This window comes from Pseudomonas anuradhapurensis, assembly GCF_014269225.2.
Lineage (GTDB): Bacteria > Pseudomonadota > Gammaproteobacteria > Pseudomonadales > Pseudomonadaceae > Aquipseudomonas > Aquipseudomonas anuradhapurensis.
This window is the reverse complement of record NZ_CP077097.1, coordinates 1,373,030-1,394,621: the sequence shown is the minus strand read 5'-3', so window position 1 is coordinate 1,394,621 and position 21,592 is coordinate 1,373,030. Positions and strand designations below refer to the sequence as shown.

Below are 21,592 nucleotides of genomic sequence, written 5' to 3'. Positions count from 1 at the left end.
TCCACTGTCATGCCTACCCCGAATGATGCTGGATGATTGCTGCGCAGCTTATCAGCAATCGTTAACGGCGCGGGTTTGGCGCAGCCACTCGATTTCTTGCATTCCGGCAAGGCGTTTGCGGCAAAATCCAAAAAATTTTCAGCGATCTTTTCTTGACGTTATCAAGTGAATGACTTGAGGGCCCATTGGAACCTGTCGATTGTCGGACAGTTCATTATATTGCTGGCACGCCCGTCCTAGAGCAAGCGCTTGGGACAATCCACAGTTCCTGTGGATAACTCGGTGGACAACCCCCTACTATCCCCCGCAAACCCGCGTAGATCGGGGCTTTGGCTCAAACTGACGATTTTTTCACCAGCTGAAAATAGTGTTTTTTTTCATTGACTTAACCGCCCAGTCAAGGCATTGGCGAGTCCGTCACAGCGTGTTGCCAAGTCGTTACAAGCGCCGCACCGACTGTGAACAAGTGCACCCTGAACCCTCATTTGAGTGCACGAAAACGGAACATCCAGCCGATTGCAGACCGTTTGGCCCCTCTTCCCAGCACGCTCATTACGCGCGATACTGTTCGGCTCGCCGGAGCAAAGCGGTAAAGCTTGCCAAGCGTTGGCATTTCCGGTAAGGTGCGCCTCGTTAGTACCAAGCTGAAAGTCAATTCTGGCCTCAAGCGTCCTTGCAGACCCGCTCCCCCCAAGAGTGGCACTGCTGAAACCAGGACGGGCCCATTCGATGATTCACTCGCCAGCCTTGCGCTGTTCAGGCACGAATCACGTGACAGATTGATCAGGATCCCACCCCGACGGCCTAGAACCTTGGCCCCGGCGTGCTGCCTGCCTTCCGAAGTACCTACCAGTCAGCCCAAGCGCCCACTTTTGATTGCGCCCCCTCTGGCTGCCCTGTTCCAGTCAGGTTCGTTCGTCCCTTAATAAAGGCGTCACTGGAACGTTTCTATCATGCACGGATCCTAACTCCGTGTTTAAAGCAGGAACCTCCAAACAATATGCAAACTCATCATCAGATTCAGGCTGCCATTGGCACCCTTTCCCAGGCCTTTTCGCCGTTGAAGTGCCTGATCGTCGCCCCACGCAAGGGCAGCTTCAGCTTCACCCTGGTGGACGAACATGGCGTCGCCTGCCACACCGAGCGCCTGTATCCGGAGCAATACAGCCGCAGCGAACCGCTGCAAGCGGTTATCGCCCGTACCCGTCAGTCGCTCACCGCGTGAACCCTGAATGGTGCGGCATTCAAGCACTGAATGGCTCCATCGCAAGCCTGCCTGAACCGGCCTGGCGTAATTGCCTTAAGGCATATAGTCCGGCACGTCAGGCAGCAATCGATTTAAAAACAGCCTTTTACATCATCATTATCACACTACACTTCAACACGAGCGGCACCTGCCGCTTCCGGCGGGCCTGATCCTTCACCAGCTGCCAAGCTCCAGCGCCCGTCCGGCCCTTAACTGCTCGAGGGCATCATGGGTATCGCGGCGAATGAATTGTGTCAGTATGTGATCCGACCCACCCTGGTCTACCTGAACCGTCACAGTGCCAGCGCCGAAGCCTTGTTGCTGGGTATCGCCGCTAGCCAGTCGGCCTTGGGCGCGGCCTTGCATGACCGACGCGGGCATGGCCTGTACCGCATCGGCGAGCATCGTCACCAGGCACTGTGGGACGATTACCTGGCCCGCGACCCCGACCTGGCCAGCCTGGTCCGCGGCCTGGCCAGCCAGCACGCCTTCCTCGGCGGTCCGCACCTGGAACTCACGGTCAACCTGCGCTATTCCACCGCCATTGCCTGGATGCTCGTCGAAGAGCAGGCCACCCCCTTGCCCGCCGCCGACGACCTGCTGGCATTGGCGCGCATCTGGCGACAGATTTTCAACCCGCAAGGCCGTCTGCGCGACTTCACCCACGCCTGGCACACCTGCATAGACCGGAAATTGCCGCAAGCATCTTAAGAGGGGTCCTACAAAATACCCGGAAAAAAAGGAATTTTGGTCGGATTGTCCTACAAAACCGCGCTATCTCCGGCGATCGAGGCTATAGCGCGGCGCGTGATTTGTTGGTAGCGTTTCGCCCCGGAGATCCCAAGGAGTTTTCTAATAATGAAAAAAGTAATGCTCAAAACCTCCCTCGGCATTGCCGTTGCTCTTGCATCCAGCCAGCTGCTCGCCGCCGGGTTCGCGCTGAACGAACAAAGCATCAGCGGCATGGGAACCGGTTTTGCGGGGCGTTCGTCTTCTGCCGAAGATGCCAGCACGGTGTATGGCAACCCTGCCGGCATGTCACGCCTGAAGCGTGAACAGGTCACCGTGGGTGGCGCAGCCGTCATTGCCAAGACTGATATTTCGGGCCGTGGTAGCAATTTCGGGGGGGAAACCGATGGCGACATGGTCCCGGTCGTGGGCGTACCCATGGGTTACTACGTCAAGCCGATCGATGATCACTGGAGCGTGGGCTTCGGCGTCTACGTGCCGTTTGGCCTGATCACCGACTACGGTAGCGATGACGCGGCACGCTACTGGGGCAAGAAGAGCAAGGTCGAGGTCGTCACCTTCCAGCCAACCATCAGCTATGCCTTCAACGACAAGGTGTCGATCGGCTTTGGCCCGACCATCAACCGTATCAAGGGTGAGCTGGGCTCGAACCTGAGCAGCAAGGCGCTCCTGGGCCCCGGCGGCCCGGATGGCGAGATCAAGATCAAGGGCGACGACACCGCCATCGGTTACAACATCGGTGTTCTGGTACAAGCTACAGACCGTACCCGTCTGGGTCTGACCTATCACTCGATGGTCGACTACAAGCTTGAAGGCGATACCCGTGTTTCCTATCCGATTCCTCAGCTTGGCCTGAACGGCAAGTTCGACGCCAGCCTGAAGATCAAGACGCCGGAGTCGGTGGACTTCTCGATCACTCATGAGCTGGATGACCACTGGACACTGTACGCGGGCAGTACCTGGACGCGCTGGAGCCGCCTGGAAAGCATCGTTGTGAAGAACGAAGCACCGGCGGGTTACCCGCTGCAGACCATCACCGAAGAGCAGAACTGGCATGACACCTGGGCCCACGCCATTGGCGCGGCCTACAAGGTCAACAAGGAGTGGACCCTGCGTGCAGGCTTCTCGGTCGACCAGTCGCCCACCAACAACCACGATCGCTCGCCACGCATTCCGACTGGCGATCGTAAAGCGGTCAGCTTTGGTGCCGGCTGGAGCCCGAACGATGACATGACCATCGATGTGGCCTACTCGTACCTGTGGGAAGAGGATACCAAGGTCAACAATGTGTCGGGCTCTCCGTCCCAACAGCTGTTGAAAGGTACCTACCAAGCCAAGTATGAGAACAGCGCTCACGGTATTGGTGCTTCCCTCACCTACCGTTTCTGATTCGTACGCGTTACATGAAAAACCGCCCGCGTGGCGGTTTTTTCATGCCTGCAATTGCCAGCTGTCACCCAGGCATTCGCGCAGGTAGTCCATGAACACACGCACTTTCGCGGTCATGGCAAAACGGTCGGCCAGGCACAGGTAGATATCCATTGGTTCAGTCTGGGCATAGGCCTGGCCCTTGTCGCTGTATTCGAACAACGGCACCAGCGCGCCGGAGGCCAGGTGCGGCTGCACGATGAACTCGGCCAAGCGGGTGATGCCACCATCGTGCAGTGCCATCTGGGTCAGGGCATCGATGTCATCGCTGATCAATACGCTACCGAACTCGGCCTCGAAACGCAGCCCGTCACGCATGAATCCCCAGCGCAGGAAGCGCCCATCCACGGGGTAGCGAAACACCAGGCAACGGTGATCACGCAAGGCTTCGGGCGTGCCTGGCACGCCGGCGCTGCGCAGGTAACCGGGTGAGGCACAGCAAATGAACGGTATACGGGCAATGTGGCGGGCCAGCAGTTGGTCTTCCAGCTGTGGAGCAATGCGCAGGCTTACATCCACGTCTTCCCGCGCATGGTTGACCCGGCGATCAGTCGTTACCAGTTCTATCGACAGCATGGGGTAGCGGGCACTGAACGCGGGTATCAGCGGTGCCAGCACGTGGCGGCCGAAGGCGGAGGTCGAGGCAATGCACAAACGCCCCTGGGGCTCGCTGTCGGGGGTAGTAATGGCTTGTTCGGCCAGGGCCAGGTCGCGTTCGATGTGCCTGACACGCTCGTAGTACTGGGCGCCGGCGGGGGTCAGCGCCATGCTGCGGGTGGTGCGGCTGAGCAGGCGTACCTGAAGGTGGCCTTCCAGGCGTGCCAGGTTCTGGCTGACTGCAGCCGGGCTCAGGCCCAAGTTGCGGGCGCCGGCGGCGATGCTGCCGGCTTCAACCACCTTGATGAAGCTGCGGATGGCATTGAGCAGGTCCATGCGTGGCCCTTGGATTCGTAAGAGTCTCTTTATAAAGAACTCAATACGGCTGGTCTACAGCGGCTGACAGGTACGTTGCTAACCTGCGCCTCCCACCCAACCTTGAGGAGTTCACATGAGCAACCTGTCGCAGGCGCGCGGCCGACGCAAACTACATCCGGGTGCCACGCCCTATGTTTTTGCCTTCTACATGTCGTCGATCATGGCGCTGTTGATGTGCTTCGTGATTACTGCGGCGAATGCGGGGGTCAACCCGGAGTACCTGGGTAATGTGCTTAAGGCCTATCGATTGGCGATGCCGGTGGCGTTCGTTTGCGTATTGATGGTCAGGCCGTTGGTAGTGCGGTTGGTGGCGATGACGGTGCAGGCGAAGTAACACGCCACCCGGGCACATAACCCGCTTTTGACTTTGCTCTTGCTCTTGATCTTGATTCTGATCTTGATCCTGATCTTGATCTTCGCGACTTCAGGAGGCCGAACGAAGGGCTCCTGAAGTCGCATTCGGCGGCGCCTGGACTACTGCGCGCTTAGAAGCAAGAGCAAGAGCAAGAGCAGTTACATTACTGTTGCGAAGCGATGGCCTTTTCAATGGCAGCGCGGAATTCTGGGTCATCCGGTTTGGTCAGGCTGGAAAAGTTGCCGATCACCTTGCCCTTGCGATCGATAACGTACTTGTAGAAATTCCACTTCGGCGCACTGCTCTGGCTGGCCAGTTCGACGAACAGCGGAATCGCATCCTTGCCCCGCACCGGCTGCGCCTTGGTCATGGTGAAGGTGACACCATAGTTGGCATAACAGACCTTGGCCGTCTTCTCGCTATCGGCATCTTCCTGCTTGAAGTCGTTGGAGGGCACACCAAGCATTTCCAGGCCCTGTTGGTGATACGCCTTGTATGTCGCCTCCAGCCCCTCGAACTGCGGTGCAAAGCCACAATAGCTGGCCGTATTGACCACCACCAGCGGCTTGCCGGCAAAGCGCTGGCACAGGTCGACCTGCCCCTTGCCCCGCAACTCCGGCAGGCTGCCTTGCAACAAGGCCGGGCAATCGGCAGCCCAGCTCGAAGCGCTGCCAAGCAGGGCCAGCACCAACACCGTCAACCAATGTGCACGCATGGTTCGTTTCTCCTGCAAAACAATCCTTGAGCTTGCAGGGTAGCGCCTAACAAACACTCATGCCCAGTTGCATCAACGCCATCCCGCCCTGGTGCCAGCCCCACCAGACCAACACCAGCAGCAACAACGCGGCAACGGCCAGCAGCCCGCGGCCCAGGTAGCGGTTCATGCGGCCTGGGCCTGCAGGCGGGCGACCGGCCGCTCACGCACAGGCCAGCTCAGGGCGGCGGCCAGCAGGCTGAGCAGGATGGAAATCTGCCAGACCAGGTCGTAGCTCCCGGTACGGTCATACACCACCCCACCCAACCAGCCCCCCAGAAACGCACCCAGCTGGTGGAACAGGAAGACGATACCGCCAAGCATGGACAGGTTGCGCACGCCGAACAGCGTGGCCACGGTACCGTTGGTAAGCGGCACCGTGGACAGCCACAACAGGCCCATGGCAATGCCGAACAGGTAGGCGCTGAACGCACTCACCGGCGCCCAGAGGAACAGCACGATGACCACCGCACGCAGCAGATACAACCCGGTCAGCAAGCGCGGCTTGGACATGCGCCCGCCCAGCCAGCCCGCGGTGAACGTACCGACGATGTTGAACAGGCCGACCAGCGCCAGCACCGTGGTCCCGGTGGTCGCGGGCAGATGCTGGTCAACCAGGTAGGCCGGCAGGTGCACGCCAATGAACACCACCTGGAAACCGCAGACGAAGAAGCCCAGGGCCAGCAGCCAGAAGCCGGAATGCGAACACGCTTCGTGCAAGGCCTGGCCCAGGGTCTGTTCCGTGCCATGGCTGGGCAGCGGGCGGTCGCGCAGCATGCCGACGAAAGGCACGATCAGTGCAACCAGCAGGCCCAGCACCAGCAGTGCAGCGGACCAGCCCAGCCACTGGATCAGGCCAAGGGTCCCCGGCAGCATGGCGAACTGGCCGAAAGAGCCGGCGGCGCTGGCAATCCCCATGGCCATGCTGCGCTTGTCTGCCGGCACGGCACGCCCGACGACACCGAGAATGACCGAGAACGAAGTGCCGGACAGGCCGATGCCGATCAGCAAGCCAGCACTCAGCGACAGCGACCAGGCCGAGTCGGCCATACCCATCAGGACCAAGCCGGTGGCGTAGAGAATACCGCCGATGATCACCACCCGCGCCGCACCAAGGCGGTCGGCCAGCGCACCGGCAAAGGGTTGTGCCAAGCCCCAGATCAGGTTCTGCAAGGCGATGGCAAAGGCGAACACCTCACGCCCCCAACCGAAGTCGGCGCTCATCGGCGCCAGGAACAGGCCGAAGCCATGCCGCACACCCAAGGACAGTGCCAGGATCAACGCTGCCCCCAACAGTACCCACCCGCTGGTTCGCCACACCGAAGTCATTGTCGTTATCTCCAGCACATCGCAAGGTTTTACGGGTATATACCCGCTTAAGGTCGTATCAATTCAAGCCAGTAGGCCCAGCAAGCGCACCAGTTCATCCCGCTGCCCTGCTCCCAGGCGTTCCACCAGTTCGGCCTGGGCTCGCTCCCAGGCCGGATAGGCGTCGCGCAGCAGCTGCGTAGCAGCGTCGGTCAACAACACGACGCGGTTGCGCTGGTCATCACCATCGGCCAAGGCTACCAACCCTTCAGCCTCCAGCACCCGCAAGTTGCGGCCCAGGGTACTGCGTTCCAGGCCCATGGCTTCGGCCAGGGTGGTAATACTAGGCCGGTCGAGCCGCTGCAGATGACATAGCAGGGAAAACTGCGCGACATTGATCCCGAAGCCGGCAAGGGCCTCGTCGTAATGCCGGCTCACCCCACGGGCGGCACGACGCAGATGGGTACAGATGCATTCACTGGTCAGCATGGATAGGTGTATATACCCGCATAATGAGCGTTGCAAGATATTTCGTAGTTTGCCGATGACCCTCACTCCGGGTTCAAGCGTTTGCGGATCGGTTCGAATTCCGCGCTGGCCTTGCGCGACAACGGGTCCGGAGCCCCCTGTTCGATCGCCTGCCAGTACCGCCATGGGACCTTGGCCGAGCCCAGTTCGTAGTCCATGCCATCCCAGCTGTCTTCGCGAAAACTGTAGAACGCCCAGTGCAAGCGGTTGTGCTCCAGCACGCCGAGCACGTCTTCCAGGTATTGCCGGCACCCCGGCAGCCTGCGCATGCAGCCAAACTCAGCCACCACCAGGCGCTCGCGTGGCACCTTCATGGTTTCGGCCCAATCGAGCGGTTGCCCCAGGTACTGGGCCACCCGTTGGCCATCCCACTGCTGTATCTGCCCTGCGAACGGTGCCGGGCCGGGGTAAGCGATGGGGCGCTTGCGCTTCATGTTCGACGCACTGGTGACCGTGTAGGGCTCGTACATGTGCACGCTGTACAGCACCCGCTGGTCGTCCAAGGGGGCTGGCCAGTAATCAAAGGCGTCGGCGGCCGCATACCAACCAGCATCGACCATGACCGGTGTCACGGCATCTTGCTCACGAATGGCCGCTATCAGTTGTTGATACAGCGCCGGCAGATCACGCGCGCTACCCCGCGCTTGCGCGTACCACTGCTGCATCTGCCTGGCGTCGGCATGCTCGGCCAGGCCGCCGTGTTTCTCCGGCGCGGGTTCATTGATCAAGTTGTAGGCCGCGATGGCCGGATGAGCCTTTAGCTCACGGGCCATATCGCGCCAGAATGCGGCAGCCTGCACCCAGTAGCGTTTGTCCTGCCACAGGCGGTCGTCGAACGGGCCCTGGTTGTTTTGCGACCAGCGCATGCCGGGCAGCGAGAGCGGTGCGATAACTACCTTGAGCCCCGCCTGGTGGGCTCGGTCGAGTGCGGTACGCAGGGTGGCCAGGTCGGCTGCGGGCAGGCCCTGATAGGCATCGGCATCGCCAAGCAGGAAGTCACGTCCTGCCGGCTGCCATTTGTCGTAGGACAGCCGCACCCAAGTCGCGCCATAACCACGCAAGGCATCGAAGTAGGCTTGATCGGGAGGCAGCCGGTTGAAGCTGTTGCCACCGTGGCGAGGGGTGTCCCAGAACGCAATGAGATCCGCAGCGGCTACAACAGGCCCGACGACCAGCAATACAACCCCAAGAATGACGTGACGCATGCGTCCCCTCCTCGCACGTTAGCGGAAGGTCGAGCATACGCCAGTGAGCGATAGCACCTTCTGCCAAGCTTTTTCAGGAGGTTACCGGCACGTTCAGCTCGGAAAGCGCCTACAGAAACGTCTTGGGCGCTACTACAGGCCCAACGCCAATCCCAGCACAACGCCCAGTTCGAGCAACTCCAGCAACGCGCCAGCGGTATCTCCGGTGGTGCCACCGAGGCGCCGACACATCAGCTGCCGCAGCCAACCGAATATGGCCAGCGCCAGCACCACGATCCACCCGCTCAGGACCAGGCAGAAGAGCGCACAACCCAGCAGCACCCAAGCGGCCGCCGCCCGGGGCAGATGCTCGGCCAGCGCTTGTCCCAGACCGCCCGGGCGCACGTAGGGCGTACTCAGGAACAACCCGAGCATCGCCGCCCGCCCGATCAGCGGTGCCAGCAGCAACTGCACCCCGCTACCCTGCTCGACCAGTACCCACAGGGCACAGAACTTCAGCAATAGCACCAAGACCAGGGTGACCACGGCAATCGGCCCGCTGCGCGGGTCTTTCATGATCTGCAGTGTACGCTCGCGGTCGCCGAAACCGCCCAGCCAGGCATCGGCGCTGTCAGCCAGCCCATCCAGGTGCAAGGCACCGCTGAGCAGCACCCACAATGTCAGCAGCAAAGCTGCATGCAGCGGTGCCGGGGCCGCCTGCAGCAGGTGGCTGGCCAGCCACAGCAACAGGCCGAACAGCAACCCTACCAGCGGGTAGCACAACAACGAACGCCCCACTTCACGCGGTGCCGGCATGCCCGGCAGGCGCACCGGCAAGCTGCTGAGAAACTGCAAGGCAATCCAGAACGGCAACATCTCAGCGCCCTTCGATCCAGTGGCCGTCATCACCCGGCAGTAGCCGCATCAATGCAGCGTGGCCGACCTCTACCTGCAGCAGCTGGGCCCTTGGCAAGCCACGGGCACGGGCCAGCAACAGCCGCATCACGCCGCCATGGGTGATCAGCAGCACACGCTTGCCGGCATGCTCATGGCGCAGCCGCTCGACAGCCGCCAATACACGCTCGGCAAACACCGCGACCGGCTCACCATTGGGCGGGGTAAACCCGTATGGGTCTGCCCAGAAGCGCCCCAGTGCATCCGCCTGGTGTTCCATGATCTGCGCCGCGCTGCGGCCTTCCCAGTCACCGAAATGCAGCTCCTGCAGGGCCGGCTCAAGCTGCACCGGCAGGTTCAAGCGGGCACCCAGTTCATCGGCAAAACGCGCACAACGCTGCAGCGGCGAACTGACCAGCACCTGCCACGGGCCGGCTTCGGCCACGGCACTGCGCATCTGCGCCCAGCCCTTGTCGGTCAGGGCATCATCGAGGCTGCCACGCAGGCCGCCGTGCGCTGTTTCACCATGGCGCAGCAGGTCGAGGATCATGCCGGGCGGTCCGCCACTGCTGCTTCGGCAAAGGTCGCCATCTGCCCGTGCAGGGCACAGGCCAGGCGCAACAACGGCACCGCCAGGGCCGCCCCGCTACCCTCGCCCAGGCGCAGGCCCAACGCCAGCAAAGGTTCGGCCTGCAATGCAGCCAGCAGCGCCTTGTGCCCAGGCTCCGCGCCCTGGTGGGCGAACAGTAGCCAGGCCCGGCACTGCGGGTTCAGGCGCACCGCCAGCAGCGCGGCAACACTGCAGATGAAGCCATCCACCAGCACCGCGATACCGGCCTGTGCACAGCCCAGGTAGGCACCCGCCAACGCCGCGATTTCAAAGCCCCCCACGCAGCCCAGTGCCTGCAATGGCGCTTCGGCGCGCAGGCCATGCAGACGCAGTGCCCGTTCGATGACCTCGGCCTTGTGCCGTACACCAGCGTCATCCAGGCCGGTGCCTGGGCCGCTCAGCTCGATGGCCGGGCAGCCCAGCAGCACGCTGGCCAAGGCTGCAGCGGCGGTGGTGTTGCCAATGCCCATCTCGCCACCGATGAACAGCTGCGCGCCCTGTTCGGCAGCGCGCAGCGCGCTGTCGCGGCCGGCCTGCAGAGCCGCCTGCAACTGGCCATCGGTCATCGCTGGCTGGCGGGCGAAGTTGGCCGTGCCGGCGCCCAGGCGCAGATGGCGTACGCCAGGCAGCTGCAGATGCGGGTCGATGGTACCCAGGTCGATCACTTCCAGGCTGGCCTGCAGCTGGCGCGCCAGCACGCTGATTGCCGCGCCGCCGCCGACGAAGTTGCGCAGCATCTGCCCGGTCACCGCTTGCGGATAGGCCGAGATACCCTCTTCGACCACGCCGTGATCACCGGCAAAAAGGCTGATGGCAAGCTGCTCCAGGCTTGGCCGTTCACGCCCTTGCAGGCCCGCCAGCTGAATGGCCAGGCCTTCCAGCTGGCCGAGTGAACCGGCAGGCTTGGTCAGCTGCTGCTGGCGGGCGCGGGCCTGGTCCATGGCGGCGGTGTCGAGGGGTTGGCAGGCGTCACGCCACCAGGCTTGAGTCATAGTGCAGGTCCTTTGAGCATTAGGGGCAGGCCAGCCACGGTGAGCACCACGCGCTGGCAGCGTTCGGCCACGGCCTGGTGCAGCCAGCCGGCCAGGTCGACATAGCGCCGGGTCAGCTCGCCCATGGGCACGACGCCCAGGCCGGTTTCGTTACTGACCAGGATGACAGTGCCCGGCAGTTGCTCCAGGCAGGCCAGTAGCGCATCACGTTCCTCGGCCAGGCGCTGGTCGTCTTCCAGCATCAGCAGGTTGGTCAGCCACAGGGTCAGGCAATCCACCAGCAGGCAGCGCCCTTCGGCCGCTTCGGCGCGCAGCACGGCGGCCAGGGCCAGGGGCTCTTCGATCAGGCCCCAGTCTGCCGGGCGCCGCTGGCGGTGCAACTGCACACGGGTATTCATTTCACCGTCCAGCGGCTGGCTGGTGGCGATGTAGGTCACTGGCTGGCCGCTGCTGTTGGCCAGTTGTTCGGCCAGGCGGCTCTTGCCGGAGCGGGCACCGCCGAGGATCAGGTTACGCATGTCAGGCCACTCCACACAGCTGGCGCAGGCGCGCGGTGTCTAGGTGTTTTTCCACGAGGTCGGCCAGGCGCTCGATGTCGCGTTCGCGCAGGGCCTGGTAATCGATGCTCTGCACGTCCTCCAGGCCAGCCCAGCGCAGCAGCGCCGCGCATGATTGGCTACCTTCGAACAGGCCGTGCAGGTAGGTGGCAAGCACCTGGCCATCGGCGCTGAGGGCGCCATCGCAACGGCCATCGGCAAGCTGCACGGCGGGCCGCTCCAGGGCTGGCCCGCTGGTAACGCCAGCGTGAATTTCATAACCGGCAACCGGGGCTGCTTCAAGGCTCAGCGTACCGGCAACGTTGCGCAGTTGCTTGTCGGCTTCGAGCACCGTGGCGTAATTGAACAGGCCAAGCCCGGGGCTCGAGCCGGCAGCGCCTTCGAGGCCGAGCGGGTCATGCACTTCGCGGCCAAGCATCTGCAGGCCGCCGCAGATTCCGATCAGCTTGCCGCCATAGCGCAGGTGCCGCTCGATGGCCTTGTCCCAACCGCGTTCGCGCAGTTGCGCCAGGTCGCCGCGCACGCTTTTCGAGCCCGGCAGGATGATCAGGTCGGCAGCCGGGATCGGCTGGCCCGGGCCAATGAACTGCAGGTCCACCTGCGGGTGCAGGCGCAGCGGGTCGAAGTCGGTGTGGTTGCTGATACGTGGCAGCACCGGGACGATTACTTTGAGCACGCGCCCGGCCTTGGCCGCCTGGCGCGCATCGATGCCGTCCTCGGCTTCCAGATGCAGGTCGCTGACATACGGCAGCACACCCAGCACCGGCTTGCCGGTGCGCTGCTGCAGCCAGTCCAGCCCCGGCTGCAGCAAGGCGATGTCACCGCGGAAGCGGTTGATGACGAAGCCCTTGACCCGCGCCTGTTCGCTGGGCGACAGCAACTCCAGCGTACCCACCAGGTGGGCGAACACGCCGCCGCGGTTGATGTCGGCGACCAGGATCACCGGGCAGTCCACCGCTTCGGCAAAGCCCATGTTGGCAATGTCGCCGGCACGCAAGTTGATTTCCGCTGGCGAACCCGCGCCTTCGACCATGACCACCGGCCAGGCAGCGCTCAGGCGTTGGTGCGAGGCCAGCACCGCCTGCATGGCGATGGCCTTGTAGTCGTGGTAGGCCACCGCGTTCATGCTGGCGACGGCACGACCATGAATGATGACCTGGGCGCCGCTGTCGCTGTTGGGTTTGAGCAGCACCGGGTTCATGTCGGTGTGCGGCTCCAGCCGGCAGGCCTGGGCCTGCACTGCCTGGGCCCGGCCAATTTCACCGCCGTCGGCGGTCACTGCGCTGTTCAGCGCCATGTTCTGCGGCTTGAACGGCACCACACCGACACCCTGGCGCAACAGCCAGCGGCACAGCGCAGTCACCAGCGTGCTCTTGCCCGCGTCGGAGGTGGTGCCTTGCACCATGAGGGTGGTCATGCCGTTTCCTTCTGATAGGCCGCCAGGGCCTGGGCCAGGCGCAGTTCATCTGTTTCACAGGCAGGCAGCCCCAGGCGTATCGCCGGTGGCTGCTCGAACAGGCGTACCAGGATGCCACGGCTAGCGAGAAAATCATGCAATTGCGCAGCGTGCTCGCAGCGCACGTACTGGAACAGATCGCAACCGCCGCTGGGCGTCAGGCCGGCGCGGTCCAGCATCACGGCCAGCCGCTGGCTGGCGGCGGCGCAGCGTTCAACCTGCAGGCACTGGCGGGCGTGGTCAGCCAGGCTGGCCTGGGCCAGTACCCGGGTCGGGCCGTTGACGGTCCACGGGCCGAGCAACTCGGCCAGGCGCAGCAACAGGCTGCGTTCGGCGGCGACAAAGCCCAGGCGCACGCCCGCCAGGCCGAAGAACTTGCCGAATGAGCGCAGCACTATCAGGCCCGGGCGATCGGCATGGCCAATCACGCTGTCGGCCGGGGTGTTGTCCATGAACGCTTCGTCGACCAGCAGCCAGCCATTGCGGGCAGACAGGCGCGCGTGCCATTCCAGCAGACGTTCAGGTGGCACCCGGTGGCCGGTTGGGTTGTTCGGGTTGACCAGCACCAGCACGTCGAGGTTGTCGAGCATCGCCTCGACCTTGGCTTCGTCCAGCTCCAGCAACTGGTGCCCCGCCCGCTGCCAGGCGTACGGGTGCTCGGCATAGCACGGTGCGAGGACGCCCACACGACACGCTGTGCGGAGCAACGGCAGGGCCTGGATCGCGGCCTGCGAACCGGCTACCGGCAGCAATTGGCGGGCGCCGTAGTACGCGCGTGCGGCCTGCTCCAGGCCGTCCTCGGTTTCTGGCAGACGAGCCCAGGCCTCCAGCGGAATCGGCGGGATCGGAAAAGACCACGGCGCAATGCCACTGGACAAGTCCAGCCAGTGTTCCCGGGCGATGCCATATTGCCGCACCGCACGCAGCAGGCGGCCACCATGTTCAAGCATTGATGTAAGCCCCCAGGCAGATAACCAGCAGCCACAGCCACACCCCGCGCTGCACCAGCCCCCAGCCACGCTCGATGGCCTCGGCATCGGCCACTGGCCCGTCACCCAGGCGCGGTCGCTCGTGCAGCTCACCGTGGTACACCGCCGGCCCACCCAGTTCCACGCCCAGCGCGCCCGCACCGGCGGCCATCACCGGCCCGGCGTTGGGGCTGTCCCACAGCGGGCCCTGCTGGCGCCAGCAGGCCAGGGCCAGACGGGTCTTGCCCAGCAGTGCATAGGTCAGCGCCACCAGCCTGGCGGGGATATAGTTGAGCACGTCGTCGACACGCGCTGCGCACCAGCCGAAGCGTTCGAAACGTTCGTTGCGGTAGCCCCACATGGCGTCGAGCGTGTTGCTCAGGCGATACAGCACCACCCCCGGCGCGCCGGCCACGACGAACCAGAACAGTGCGGCGAACACTGCATCACTGCCGTTTTCCAGCACCGACTCGGTGGCCGCCCGGGCCACGGCGGGCTCGTCCAGCTCGCGGGTTTCGCGGCTGACCAGGAAGCCCACGCGGCGCCGCGCTTCCTCCAGGTCGCCCTGGCGCAAGGCATTGGCGACCGGCAGCACGTGCTCGCCCAGGCTGCGCAGGCCAACGGCGCAGTACAGCGCCAGCATGTCGACCAGCCAGCCGATATACGGCAACCAGGACAGGACCAGGGCCACCAGGGTCAATGGGACCACCGCCAGGAACCACGCGCTCACCCCGTGGCTGCGCCAGCCGCGCCCGCCGGCATTCAGGCGCCGCTCGAGGTTGCTGGCCATGTTGCCAAAAGCCACCAGCGGGTGACGCCGCTGCGGTTCGCCCAGCAAGGCATCCAGGGCCACCCCGGCCACGGTCAGCAAGGCCACGCTCATTGGCGCTCTCCCCATTGGTTCTCGAACAGCATTTCGCTCAAGGGCCGTTCCTCGGCCCAGTTTTCCAGCACCAGCATCGGTGCCGGGTAGAACTCGGTCACCGGGCCCAGGCACAGTACCGCGACCGGCTTGGCTCCGGCCGGCATGCCCAGCAGCGCAGCCAAGGCCTGCGGGTCGAACAGCGACACCCAGCCCATGCCCAGCCCTTCACCACGGGCCGCCAGCCACAGGTTCTGGATAGCGCAGGCCAGCGAGGCCAGGTCCATTTCCGGCAGGGTGCGGCGGCCGAAGATATGGGGTTCGCGGTTGTCCATCAGCGCGGCCACCAGCAATTCGGCGCAGTCGTTGATACCTTCCACCTTCAGTTTCATGAAGGCGTCGGAGCGTTCGCCCAGGGCCTCGGCAGTCCGCACCCGTTCGGCTTCCACCAGCGCCTGGATCTGTGCGCGCAGGTCACGCCGGCTGATACGGATGAATCGCCAGGGTTGCATCAGGCCTACGCTGGGCGCCTGGTGCGCAGCGGCAAGCAGGCGGCCGAGCAGCTCCGGAGCCACCTCGCCAGCGGCGAAGTGGCGCATGTCCCGGCGCTCGCCGATGGCGCGGTAGATCGCGGCGCGCTCGGCGTCGCTGTATGCGTGTTCGCTCATGGTCGCAACAGCGCCGCCACCGCATCCGGATTGGAGGGAAAGTAGAAGTGCACGTAGGAAGCCGTCAGCCGCCCCAGGCGGTACACCGCTTCATTGCCACGCCCACCGTTGGGGCTCAGGCCACGGGCGATCGGTTCCAGCGCGGTACGGGTCAGCGAATGGTGATAGGTGTGCCCGCGCAAGGTGCCTTCGGGGAGTTCCACCGCCTGCAGCGCCAGGGCCGCCAGGCGCTTCTGCATGGTCGCTTCGCCGGGCAGCAGGCCGAGCAACTCGGCACGCTCGCCAGCCACATCGGTCAGGGCATCGAGCAGGTACAGCATGCCGCCGCACTCGGCCAGCAACGGTTTGCCCTGGGCGTGATGAGCCCGGATCGCCGCGTTCATCGGCGCATTGGCGGCAAGGGCGTGATGGTGCAGCTCGGGATAACCACCCGGCAGGTACAGGCTGTCCACCGTCGGCAGTTCGCGATCATGCAACGGCGAGAAGAACTCGAGTTGGGCACCGAGTTTGCGCAGCAAATCGAGATTGGCGCCATAGATGAAGGCAAAGGCTTCGTCCCGCGCCACGCCGATACGCACCCCAGCCAGCGAGGCGTTGCAGCTGTATGGTACGGGTTCGGCGAACGCCACCGGCGGTGGCAAGGCAGCGTCGCAGCTAGCGCCGAGCGCTTCGGCAGCGGCGTCCAGACGGGCATCCAGGTCATTCAGTTCACTGGCCTGGACCAGCCCCAGGTGGCGGCTGGGCAGTTCGATGCCGCGCTCGCGGGACAAACCGCCATACCAGCGCAAGCCTTCGGTCAGGCTACCTTCGAGCAATTGTGCGTGGCGCAGGCTGCCCACCCGGTTGGCCAGCACACCCGCGAATGGCAGATCGGCCTGGTAGCGTGCCAGGCCCAGGGCCAGGGCACCGAAGGTCTGGGCCATGGCCGTGCCGTCGATCACCGCCAGCACCGGGACACCGAAGTGACGGGCCAGGTCGGCGCTGGACGGGGTACCGTCGAACAGCCCCATCACCCCTTCGATGAGAATCAGGTCGGCCTCGGCGGCTGCCTCCCACAACAAACGGCGACTTTCCTCGGCACCGATCATCCACAGATCCAGCTGGTAGACCGGCGCACCGCTGGCCCGTTCGAGGATCATCGGGTCGAGGAAATCGGGCCCGCACTTGAACACCCGCACCTTGCGCCCGAGGTTGCGGTGCAGGCGGGCCAGGGCGGCGGTGACGGTGGTCTTGCCCTGGCCGGAGGCCGGTGCCGCGATCAATACGGCGGGGCAATGACGGGGCTGGCTCACAGTTCGACGCCCTTCTGTGCGCGGATACCGGCCTGGAACGCGTGCTTGAGCATGCCCATCTCGGTCACGGTGTCGGCCAGTTCGATCATTTCCGGTTTGGCGGCGCGGCCAGTCACGATCACATGCTGCATCGGCGGGCGCGCCTGGATGTCGGCCAGCACCTGGTCAAGGTCGAGGTAGCCATGCTTGAGGGCGATGTTCAGCTCATCCAGCACCACGAACTGTACGCCCGGGTCCTGCAGCAACTGACGCGACACGGCCCAGGCTGCTTCGGCGGCGGCAATGTCGCGTTGGCGGTCCTGGGTTTCCCAGGTAAAGCCCTCGCCCATCACGTGGTAACGCACCTGCTCCGGAAAGCGCCGGAAGAACAGCTCTTCGCCGGTGCTGTTGCGGCCCTTGATGAACTGCACCACACCGCACTGCATGCCATGGCCCAGGGCGCGCGCGAGCATGCCGAAGGCCGAGCTGCTCTTGCCCTTGCCATTGCCGGTCAGCACCAGCAGCAGGCCGCATTCGTTGGGGGAATTGGCGATACGTTCGTCGATGATCGCTTTCTTGCGCTGCATGCGCGCCAGGTGGCGTTCGTCGCGTTCGGTAGTCTCGCTCATCAGGGTTCTCCGCTGGCTGGCACCCCGGCAACGCGCGGCGACAGGTAATAGGCGGGCAAACGGAGAACGCGCAGGAGCCATGGCCGTCAGCCACGGTGCACCGCGCATCACCCTCCGTGATGCCGTTGGCAGTATCAGGCCGGTCTCCGGGCTTGTGAGCGGGCCTCGGCCCAGGCCAGCGCGCCTTCCCGGATGCTGGCACCCAGTGGCCCTGCGCGGCCGCGTCTCACCTACCGTTGCGGGGGCAGCGCCGGACTCGCACCTTGCTGGCGCCCACCGGCTTCCCAGTTTCACCCTGCCCAGACAGCGCTGGCAGGACACCTGAAACACGCGCGAAGGTTAGTGGGTTGTATCAGGAGCGTCAATCGAAGCGGGCTGCTTTGCAGGCGAACAGGTACCGCCCCGGTAATGGCCAATTCATCGGGTTGTGCTGTACTGCACACAGTGATATCACATAGCCATCATTTGTAGCCAAATGCGATTACAACAACAACAGGAGAGTGCCGCATGCGAGGCCAGATCATCAGAAACCCGCGCCTTGAGTTTCTAAGCCCTGTGCTGGAGCGCTGGGTTGACTGCATTGACCGTTTCAACCAGTTTGCCGGTGATGCCGAAGCGCCGCACTGGCATGGCGCAGCGGCAAATGCCGGGTTGTTGGCCGCGGCGGCTTGGCAGGCCGAGCTGGCGGCGCTGCAGCAGTTTGCGGGGAAGAAGCAGCGTGATGAAGGGGAATTCGAAGGGCGCTGCGACCTGTTGATCCGCGGTGCCGACGAAGCGTTGTACCTCAGTGTCAGCCAGCGCTGGCCAAAAATTGCCCGGCTGGACATGGCGGGGCCCCTGCAGCAGACCGCCGCTGTTGCCCACCAGGTAGCCGGCCCCAGTCAGTTGAGGGCTGGGGCGCTCTTCGTCAGCCCATGGAAGGCTGGCCAGCATGCCAGCCCGGAGGAACTGCAGGACTTGGTCGACGACTTGCAGAAACACACCGCTTGCGCGATTGCCTGGTACTTCCCGTATGCCTTGCGCAAGCTGCATAACGATCTGGGGCAGTATTTTCCGGGTGTAGCGCTGCTGATCAAGCAGGTTTGATCTGTACTGATCTCAGCCGGAAAGCAGCATTCGGCCCAACGCAGGGAGTGGAGCTGCGTCCGGTAACCGAGTTCTGTGGGTACGCCCTGCGCCACGAGGTGCCTGTCAGCCGTTCAGCTCAGAGACATACTCTCGCTCTTGCTCTTGCTCTTGCTCTTGCTCTTGCTCTTGCTCTTGCTCTTGCTCTTGCTCTTGCTCTTGCTCTTGCTCTTGCTCTTGCTCTTGCTCTTGCTCTTGCTCTTGCTCTTGATCTTGATCTTGATCTTGATCTTGATCTTGATCTTGATCTTGATCTTGATCTTGCTCTTGCTCTTGATCTTGATCTTGATCTTCGCGACTTCAGGAGGCCGAACGCAGGCCTTGCGGAGGGAGGTGACGGGCATGGATGCCCGTCAAGCGCTGAGGCCCCATGGATGGGGCCTGCAGCGCGTCCTCCCGGGAGCGAGGCCGGAGTGAGGGAACCCCGGAGCGCAGCGTAGGGGCCGGATGATAGGAGCGCAGCGTTTTTTGGTTACTTTTTGCCGCGTTTGGCAAAAAGTGACTCGCCGTAAGGGCGAAAAGGTGAGTCAGCGTCGCCATCGCCAATGGACTTTGCGCGCGATAAAAACCAGCGCTATCCCGCTTTTCGCTTTTCGCTTTTCGCTTTCAGGCGTAGGCTTCAACAACAAGGTCAACATTCATTTTCAAAGGCGGCACTTAGTCACCTTGCCGCCCTTACGGCGGGTTACTTTTTGTCTTGGCAAAAAGTAACCAAAAACCGCCCGCTCCCATCATCCGGCCCCTACGCTGCGCTCCGGGGTCCCCTCGCTACGGGCTTGCTCCCGGGAGGACGCGCTGCAGGCCCCATCCATGGGGCCTCAGCGCTTGACGGGCATCCATGCCCGTCACCTCCCTCCGCAAGCCCTTCGCTCGGCCTCCTGAAGTCGCAATCGGCGGCGCCTGAACTATCGCGCGCTGAAAAGCAACAGCAACAGCCGAGCAACAGCAACAGCAACAGCAACAGCAACAGCAACAGCAACAGCAACAGCAACAGCAACAGCATCAACATTAGTTGAATGGTTGCCGGAACCCGAGGCACTTCGCCGATTTCTCAGTTCCATAGGCCTTCTCCGGAGAATTGCCGTCCATGAAACACTTGATGCCTTGGCTGTTCGTCGCCAGCCTGACCGCCTGCGGCGAAACCGCCCTGCTGGATGTACACGATGGCAGTGGCCCTACCCCTCAACTGCCTGCTCCAACCAAAACGATCCTGCCCACCGTAAACATCGCCCCAGCAGTGGGATGGCCCAACGATGTCAAGCCTGAAGCAGCACCAGGCACTCAGGTGAAAGCGTTCGCCAGCGGTTTGGACCACCCCCGCTGGCTTTATCTACTGCCCAACGGCGACGTCCTGGTAGCCGAAACCAACGCTCCTCCCAAACCCGAAGACGCCAAGGGTCTGCGTGGTTGGGTGATGCAGAAGGTGATGAAACGCGCAGGCGCAGGCGTGCCCAGCGCCAACCGCATTACCCTGCTGCGTGATGCCAATCATGACGGTATCGCAGAGATCCGCAGTACTTTCATCGAAGGCCTGAATTCACCGTTCGGCATGGCATTGGTGAACAAGGACTTCTACGTAGCCGATACCGACAAGTTGCTACGTTTCCATTATGAGCCAGGGGCAATGCAGATCACCGGCGAGGGTCATGTGGTGACGGAGTTGCCCGGCGGCCCGCTGAACCATCACTGGACCAAGAATGTGATCGCCAGCCCCGACGGCAAGAAGCTCTATGTCACGGTGGGCTCCAACAGCAACGTAGGTGAAAACGGCCTGGACAAGGAGCAAGACCGTGCCGCGATCTGGGAAGTAGACCCTGCCAGTGGCCAGCACCGCCTGTTCGCCACCGGCCTGCGCAACCCCAACGGGTTGGCCTGGGAGCCACACAGCGGCGTTCTGTGGACGGCGGTCAATGAGCGCGACGAGATCGGCAGCGACCTGGTACCGGACTACATCACTTCGGTGAAGGAAGGTGGCTTCTACGGCTGGCCCTATAGCTATTACGGCCAGCACATTGACGAGCGTGTGCAACCACCTGACCCCGACAAGGTGGCCCAGGCGCTGGTACCAGACTATGCCGTGGGTCCACACACGGCATCGCTGGGGCTGGCGTTCGCCGAGCCAGGTGGGCTACCAGCCCCCTTCGAACAGGGCGCATTCGTTGGTCAGCACGGCTCGTGGAACCGCAAGCCACACAGCGGCTACAAGGTGATTTTCGTGCCGTTCGACGCATCGGGAACACCCTCGGGCCAGCCCGTGGACCTGCTCACCGGGTTTCTCAACGCCCGTGGCGAGGCCATGGGGCGCCCGGTGGGCGTGATCAATGACGGGCGCGGCGGAGTGCTGGTAGCCGATGATGTCGGCAATGTGATCTGGCGGGTGAGCAAGGCCCGATGAGCCCTGCCGGGGGCGAACCAGCGCCGGCACCTGGCGCGCCCCTACAAGGACCGCGCCAGGCTGGCATTCACGGATTCTGCGCCAGGTGGCCCGAAGGGATCACCCGCTTGGCCTGCAGGTAGGCCTTGGCCCAGTAGCTGTTGGACAGGTAGTCCAGGCGCACCGTGCCGCCTGTGGAAGGTGCATGCACGAAGCGCCCCTCCCCGACATAGATGCCGGCATGACTGACCTGCGAACCTCCGCCGGTGGCAAAGAACACCAGGTCACCGGACTGCAGCGACCCGGCATCGACTGTCGGCGCACGCATGACAATCATCTCTCGCGTCGAACGCGGCAAGCTGATGCCAGCCGCATCCCGGTAGACATACTTGATCAAGCCACTGCAGTCGAAGCCGGAATCCGGGGTATTGCCGCCCCAGCGATAAGGCGTGCCCACCAGGCCGATGGCACGTATCAACACGTCGTCGGCGATTGGCGATGGGCTGGGCTGACTGTAGGTGACCTGTGGCTGTACCACAGGGGCCGGCGCAGGCGCGCGGCTGGAGCAGGCAGCCAGCAAGGCCGCCAGGGAGATCAATGCGAAGCGCGCCATTTTTACCATGGCCAGAACATCCTGTCTGAGGTCGCGGGGCCGCAG

General features: G+C 63.5%; 25 protein-coding genes and 1 riboswitch. Of the genes, 6 read left to right on the top strand and 19 right to left on the bottom strand.

Annotated elements, in window-relative coordinates:
* Window positions 1–1,000: 1,000 nt before the first annotated feature.
* The 3 genes from HU763_RS06395 (at window position 1,001) to HU763_RS06385 (ending at window position 3,385) form a co-directional block, all read left to right on the top strand.
* Entirely contained in the window at window positions 1,001–1,225 is a 225-nt protein-coding gene (locus HU763_RS06395) for a hypothetical protein (RefSeq protein ID WP_003257337.1), read from the top strand.
* Between the two features lie 249 nt (window positions 1,226–1,474).
* Window positions 1,475–1,957, top strand: coding sequence for a hypothetical protein (locus tag HU763_RS06390; protein WP_186689593.1), 483 nt, complete (start codon window positions 1,475–1,477; stop codon window positions 1,955–1,957).
* Between the two features lie 147 nt (window positions 1,958–2,104).
* Window positions 2,105–3,385 carry an OmpP1/FadL family transporter gene (locus tag HU763_RS06385; protein WP_186689594.1) on the top strand — a complete coding sequence of 427 codons (1,281 nt, stop codon included), beginning with the start codon at window positions 2,105–2,107 and terminating at the stop codon, window positions 3,383–3,385.
* A gap of 42 nt (window positions 3,386–3,427) precedes the next feature.
* On the opposite strand, the gene HU763_RS06380 is transcribed toward HU763_RS06385, so the two are convergent.
* Window positions 3,428–4,357, bottom strand: a complete 930-nt coding sequence (locus HU763_RS06380; RefSeq protein ID WP_186689595.1) for a LysR family transcriptional regulator — start codon at window positions 4,355–4,357, stop codon at window positions 3,428–3,430.
* A gap of 115 nt (window positions 4,358–4,472) precedes the next feature.
* Here HU763_RS06380 and HU763_RS06375 point away from each other — a divergent pair, with 115 nt between their 5' ends.
* A complete protein-coding gene (locus HU763_RS06375) occupies window positions 4,473–4,733 on the top strand; it encodes a DUF2798 domain-containing protein (RefSeq protein WP_186689596.1) in 261 nt (86 codons plus the stop codon).
* Between the two features lie 184 nt (window positions 4,734–4,917).
* Here HU763_RS06375 and HU763_RS06370 read toward each other — a convergent pair whose 3' ends face one another.
* From HU763_RS06370 to cobO, 15 genes are all read right to left on the bottom strand, one after another.
* A complete protein-coding gene (locus HU763_RS06370) occupies window positions 4,918–5,469 on the bottom strand; it encodes a glutathione peroxidase (protein WP_186689597.1) in 552 nt (183 codons plus the stop codon).
* Window positions 5,470–5,515: 46 nt separating this feature from the next.
* Window positions 5,516–5,638, bottom strand: coding sequence for a hypothetical protein (locus tag HU763_RS24850; RefSeq protein WP_264081902.1), 123 nt, complete (start codon window positions 5,636–5,638; stop codon window positions 5,516–5,518).
* Entirely contained in the window at window positions 5,635–6,837 is a 1,203-nt protein-coding gene (locus HU763_RS06365) for an MFS transporter (RefSeq protein ID WP_189665877.1), read from the bottom strand. The genes HU763_RS24850 and HU763_RS06365 overlap by 4 nt, the downstream gene beginning before the upstream one ends.
* A gap of 63 nt (window positions 6,838–6,900) precedes the next feature.
* Window positions 6,901–7,305: a MarR family winged helix-turn-helix transcriptional regulator gene (locus HU763_RS06360; RefSeq protein WP_186689598.1), complete on the bottom strand. Its 405-nt coding sequence runs from the start codon at window positions 7,303–7,305 to the stop codon at window positions 6,901–6,903.
* 62 nt (window positions 7,306–7,367) lie between these two features.
* Entirely contained in the window at window positions 7,368–8,483 is a 1,116-nt protein-coding gene (locus tag HU763_RS06355; protein WP_225931955.1) for a glycoside hydrolase family 5 protein, read from the bottom strand.
* 198 nt (window positions 8,484–8,681) lie between these two features.
* On the bottom strand, window positions 8,682–9,404 hold the full coding sequence (locus HU763_RS06350; protein WP_186689601.1) for an adenosylcobinamide-GDP ribazoletransferase: 723 nt from the start codon (window positions 9,402–9,404) through the stop codon (window positions 8,682–8,684).
* A gap of 1 nt (window position 9,405) precedes the next feature.
* Entirely contained in the window at window positions 9,406–9,972 is a 567-nt protein-coding gene (gene cobC / locus HU763_RS06345) for an alpha-ribazole phosphatase family protein (protein ID WP_170028733.1), read from the bottom strand.
* Window positions 9,969–11,024 (bottom strand): nicotinate-nucleotide--dimethylbenzimidazole phosphoribosyltransferase, encoded by a 1,056-nt coding sequence (gene cobT, locus HU763_RS06340; protein ID WP_170028732.1) that lies wholly within the window; start codon window positions 11,022–11,024, stop codon window positions 9,969–9,971. The genes cobC and cobT overlap by 4 nt, the downstream gene beginning before the upstream one ends.
* Window positions 11,021–11,542 carry a bifunctional adenosylcobinamide kinase/adenosylcobinamide-phosphate guanylyltransferase gene (gene cobU, locus HU763_RS06335; protein ID WP_186689603.1) on the bottom strand — a complete coding sequence of 174 codons (522 nt, stop codon included), beginning with the start codon at window positions 11,540–11,542 and terminating at the stop codon, window positions 11,021–11,023. Before cobU ends, cobT begins: the two co-directional genes overlap by 4 nt.
* 1 nt (window position 11,543) lies before the next feature.
* Window positions 11,544–12,998, bottom strand: coding sequence for a cobyric acid synthase (locus tag HU763_RS06330; protein WP_186689605.1), 1,455 nt, complete (start codon window positions 12,996–12,998; stop codon window positions 11,544–11,546).
* Window positions 12,995–13,987: a threonine-phosphate decarboxylase CobD gene (gene cobD, locus HU763_RS06325; RefSeq protein WP_186689607.1), complete on the bottom strand. Its 993-nt coding sequence runs from the start codon at window positions 13,985–13,987 to the stop codon at window positions 12,995–12,997. The genes HU763_RS06330 and cobD overlap by 4 nt, the downstream gene beginning before the upstream one ends.
* Window positions 13,980–14,888: an adenosylcobinamide-phosphate synthase CbiB gene (gene cbiB / locus HU763_RS06320; RefSeq protein ID WP_186689609.1), complete on the bottom strand. Its 909-nt coding sequence runs from the start codon at window positions 14,886–14,888 to the stop codon at window positions 13,980–13,982. The genes cobD and cbiB overlap by 8 nt, the downstream gene beginning before the upstream one ends.
* Window positions 14,885–15,535, bottom strand: coding sequence for a 5,6-dimethylbenzimidazole synthase (bluB, locus tag HU763_RS06315; RefSeq protein WP_186689611.1), 651 nt, complete (start codon window positions 15,533–15,535; stop codon window positions 14,885–14,887). Before bluB ends, cbiB begins: the two co-directional genes overlap by 4 nt.
* Window positions 15,532–16,827 (bottom strand): cobyrinic acid a,c-diamide synthase CobB, encoded by a 1,296-nt coding sequence (locus tag HU763_RS06310; RefSeq protein ID WP_186689613.1) that lies wholly within the window; start codon window positions 16,825–16,827, stop codon window positions 15,532–15,534. The genes bluB and HU763_RS06310 overlap by 4 nt, the downstream gene beginning before the upstream one ends.
* Window positions 16,824–17,435 carry a cob(I)yrinic acid a,c-diamide adenosyltransferase gene (gene cobO / locus HU763_RS06305; RefSeq protein ID WP_170028725.1) on the bottom strand — a complete coding sequence of 204 codons (612 nt, stop codon included), beginning with the start codon at window positions 17,433–17,435 and terminating at the stop codon, window positions 16,824–16,826. Before cobO ends, HU763_RS06310 begins: the two co-directional genes overlap by 4 nt.
* A gap of 120 nt (window positions 17,436–17,555) precedes the next feature.
* Window positions 17,556–17,775, bottom strand: a riboswitch (cobalamin riboswitch).
* 167 nt (window positions 17,776–17,942) lie between these two features.
* Here cobO and HU763_RS06300 point away from each other — a divergent pair.
* Window positions 17,943–18,521, top strand: coding sequence for a hypothetical protein (locus HU763_RS06300; protein WP_170028724.1), 579 nt, complete (start codon window positions 17,943–17,945; stop codon window positions 18,519–18,521).
* Window positions 18,522–18,634: 113 nt separating this feature from the next.
* Here the strand turns inward: HU763_RS06300 and HU763_RS06295 are convergent, their stop codons facing one another.
* Together HU763_RS06295 and HU763_RS06290 are read right to left on the bottom strand one after the other, a co-directional pair.
* On the bottom strand, window positions 18,635–18,904 hold the full coding sequence (locus HU763_RS06295) for a hypothetical protein (protein WP_217884029.1): 270 nt from the start codon (window positions 18,902–18,904) through the stop codon (window positions 18,635–18,637).
* A gap of 561 nt (window positions 18,905–19,465) precedes the next feature.
* Entirely contained in the window at window positions 19,466–19,621 is a 156-nt protein-coding gene (locus HU763_RS06290; RefSeq protein WP_217884028.1) for a hypothetical protein, read from the bottom strand.
* Between the two features lie 26 nt (window positions 19,622–19,647).
* On the opposite strand from HU763_RS06290, the gene HU763_RS06285 reads away from it, so the two are divergent.
* Window positions 19,648–20,955: a PQQ-dependent sugar dehydrogenase gene (locus tag HU763_RS06285; RefSeq protein ID WP_186689757.1), complete on the top strand. Its 1,308-nt coding sequence runs from the start codon at window positions 19,648–19,650 to the stop codon at window positions 20,953–20,955.
* A 67-nt stretch (window positions 20,956–21,022) separates the two neighbouring features.
* Here HU763_RS06285 and HU763_RS06280 read toward each other — a convergent pair whose 3' ends face one another.
* The gene (locus HU763_RS06280) at window positions 21,023–21,556 is read right to left on the bottom strand and encodes a C40 family peptidase (protein WP_170028721.1); all 534 of its coding nucleotides are present in this window, start codon (window positions 21,554–21,556) and stop codon (window positions 21,023–21,025) included.
* Window positions 21,557–21,592 lie beyond the last annotated feature (36 nt).

Bases quoted from the DNA above. Each gene is read 5' to 3' on its own strand.
- HU763_RS06280 (WP_170028721.1), bottom strand. From the start codon at position 21,556: ATGGTAAAAATGGCGCGCTTCGCATTGATCTCCCTGGCGGCCTTGCTG.
- HU763_RS06390 (WP_186689593.1), top strand. From the start codon at position 1,475: ATGGGTATCGCGGCGAATGAATTGTGTCAGTATGTGATCCGACCCACC.
- cobU (WP_186689603.1), bottom strand. From the start codon at position 11,542: ATGCGTAACCTGATCCTCGGCGGTGCCCGCTCCGGCAAGAGCCGCCTG.
- HU763_RS06285 (WP_186689757.1), top strand. From the start codon at position 19,648: ATGAAACACTTGATGCCTTGGCTGTTCGTCGCCAGCCTGACCGCCTGC.
- cbiB (WP_186689609.1), bottom strand. From the start codon at position 14,888: ATGAGCGTGGCCTTGCTGACCGTGGCCGGGGTGGCCCTGGATGCCTTG.
- HU763_RS06330 (WP_186689605.1), bottom strand. From the start codon at position 12,998: ATGACCACCCTCATGGTGCAAGGCACCACCTCCGACGCGGGCAAGAGC.
- HU763_RS06380 (WP_186689595.1), bottom strand. From the start codon at position 4,357: ATGGACCTGCTCAATGCCATCCGCAGCTTCATCAAGGTGGTTGAAGCC.
- HU763_RS06385 (WP_186689594.1), top strand. From the start codon at position 2,105: ATGAAAAAAGTAATGCTCAAAACCTCCCTCGGCATTGCCGTTGCTCTT.
- HU763_RS06350 (WP_186689601.1), bottom strand. From the start codon at position 9,404: ATGTTGCCGTTCTGGATTGCCTTGCAGTTTCTCAGCAGCTTGCCGGTG.
- HU763_RS06300 (WP_170028724.1), top strand. From the start codon at position 17,943: ATGCGAGGCCAGATCATCAGAAACCCGCGCCTTGAGTTTCTAAGCCCT.
- HU763_RS06360 (WP_186689598.1), bottom strand. From the start codon at position 7,305: ATGCTGACCAGTGAATGCATCTGTACCCATCTGCGTCGTGCCGCCCGT.
- cobT (WP_170028732.1), bottom strand. From the start codon at position 11,024: ATGACTCAAGCCTGGTGGCGTGACGCCTGCCAACCCCTCGACACCGCC.
- HU763_RS06365 (WP_189665877.1), bottom strand. From the start codon at position 6,837: ATGACTTCGGTGTGGCGAACCAGCGGGTGGGTACTGTTGGGGGCAGCG.
- cobO (WP_170028725.1), bottom strand. From the start codon at position 17,435: ATGAGCGAGACTACCGAACGCGACGAACGCCACCTGGCGCGCATGCAG.
- cobD (WP_186689607.1), bottom strand. From the start codon at position 13,987: ATGCTTGAACATGGTGGCCGCCTGCTGCGTGCGGTGCGGCAATATGGC.
- cobC (WP_170028733.1), bottom strand. From the start codon at position 9,972: ATGATCCTCGACCTGCTGCGCCATGGTGAAACAGCGCACGGCGGCCTG.
- bluB (WP_186689611.1), bottom strand. From the start codon at position 15,535: ATGAGCGAACACGCATACAGCGACGCCGAGCGCGCCGCGATCTACCGC.
- HU763_RS06395 (WP_003257337.1), top strand. From the start codon at position 1,001: ATGCAAACTCATCATCAGATTCAGGCTGCCATTGGCACCCTTTCCCAG.
- HU763_RS24850 (WP_264081902.1), bottom strand. From the start codon at position 5,638: ATGAACCGCTACCTGGGCCGCGGGCTGCTGGCCGTTGCCGCGTTGTTG.
- HU763_RS06370 (WP_186689597.1), bottom strand. From the start codon at position 5,469: ATGCGTGCACATTGGTTGACGGTGTTGGTGCTGGCCCTGCTTGGCAGC.
- HU763_RS06295 (WP_217884029.1), bottom strand. From the start codon at position 18,904: ATGCCCGTCACCTCCCTCCGCAAGGCCTGCGTTCGGCCTCCTGAAGTC.
- HU763_RS06290 (WP_217884028.1), bottom strand. From the start codon at position 19,621: ATGGAACTGAGAAATCGGCGAAGTGCCTCGGGTTCCGGCAACCATTCA.
- HU763_RS06375 (WP_186689596.1), top strand. From the start codon at position 4,473: ATGAGCAACCTGTCGCAGGCGCGCGGCCGACGCAAACTACATCCGGGT.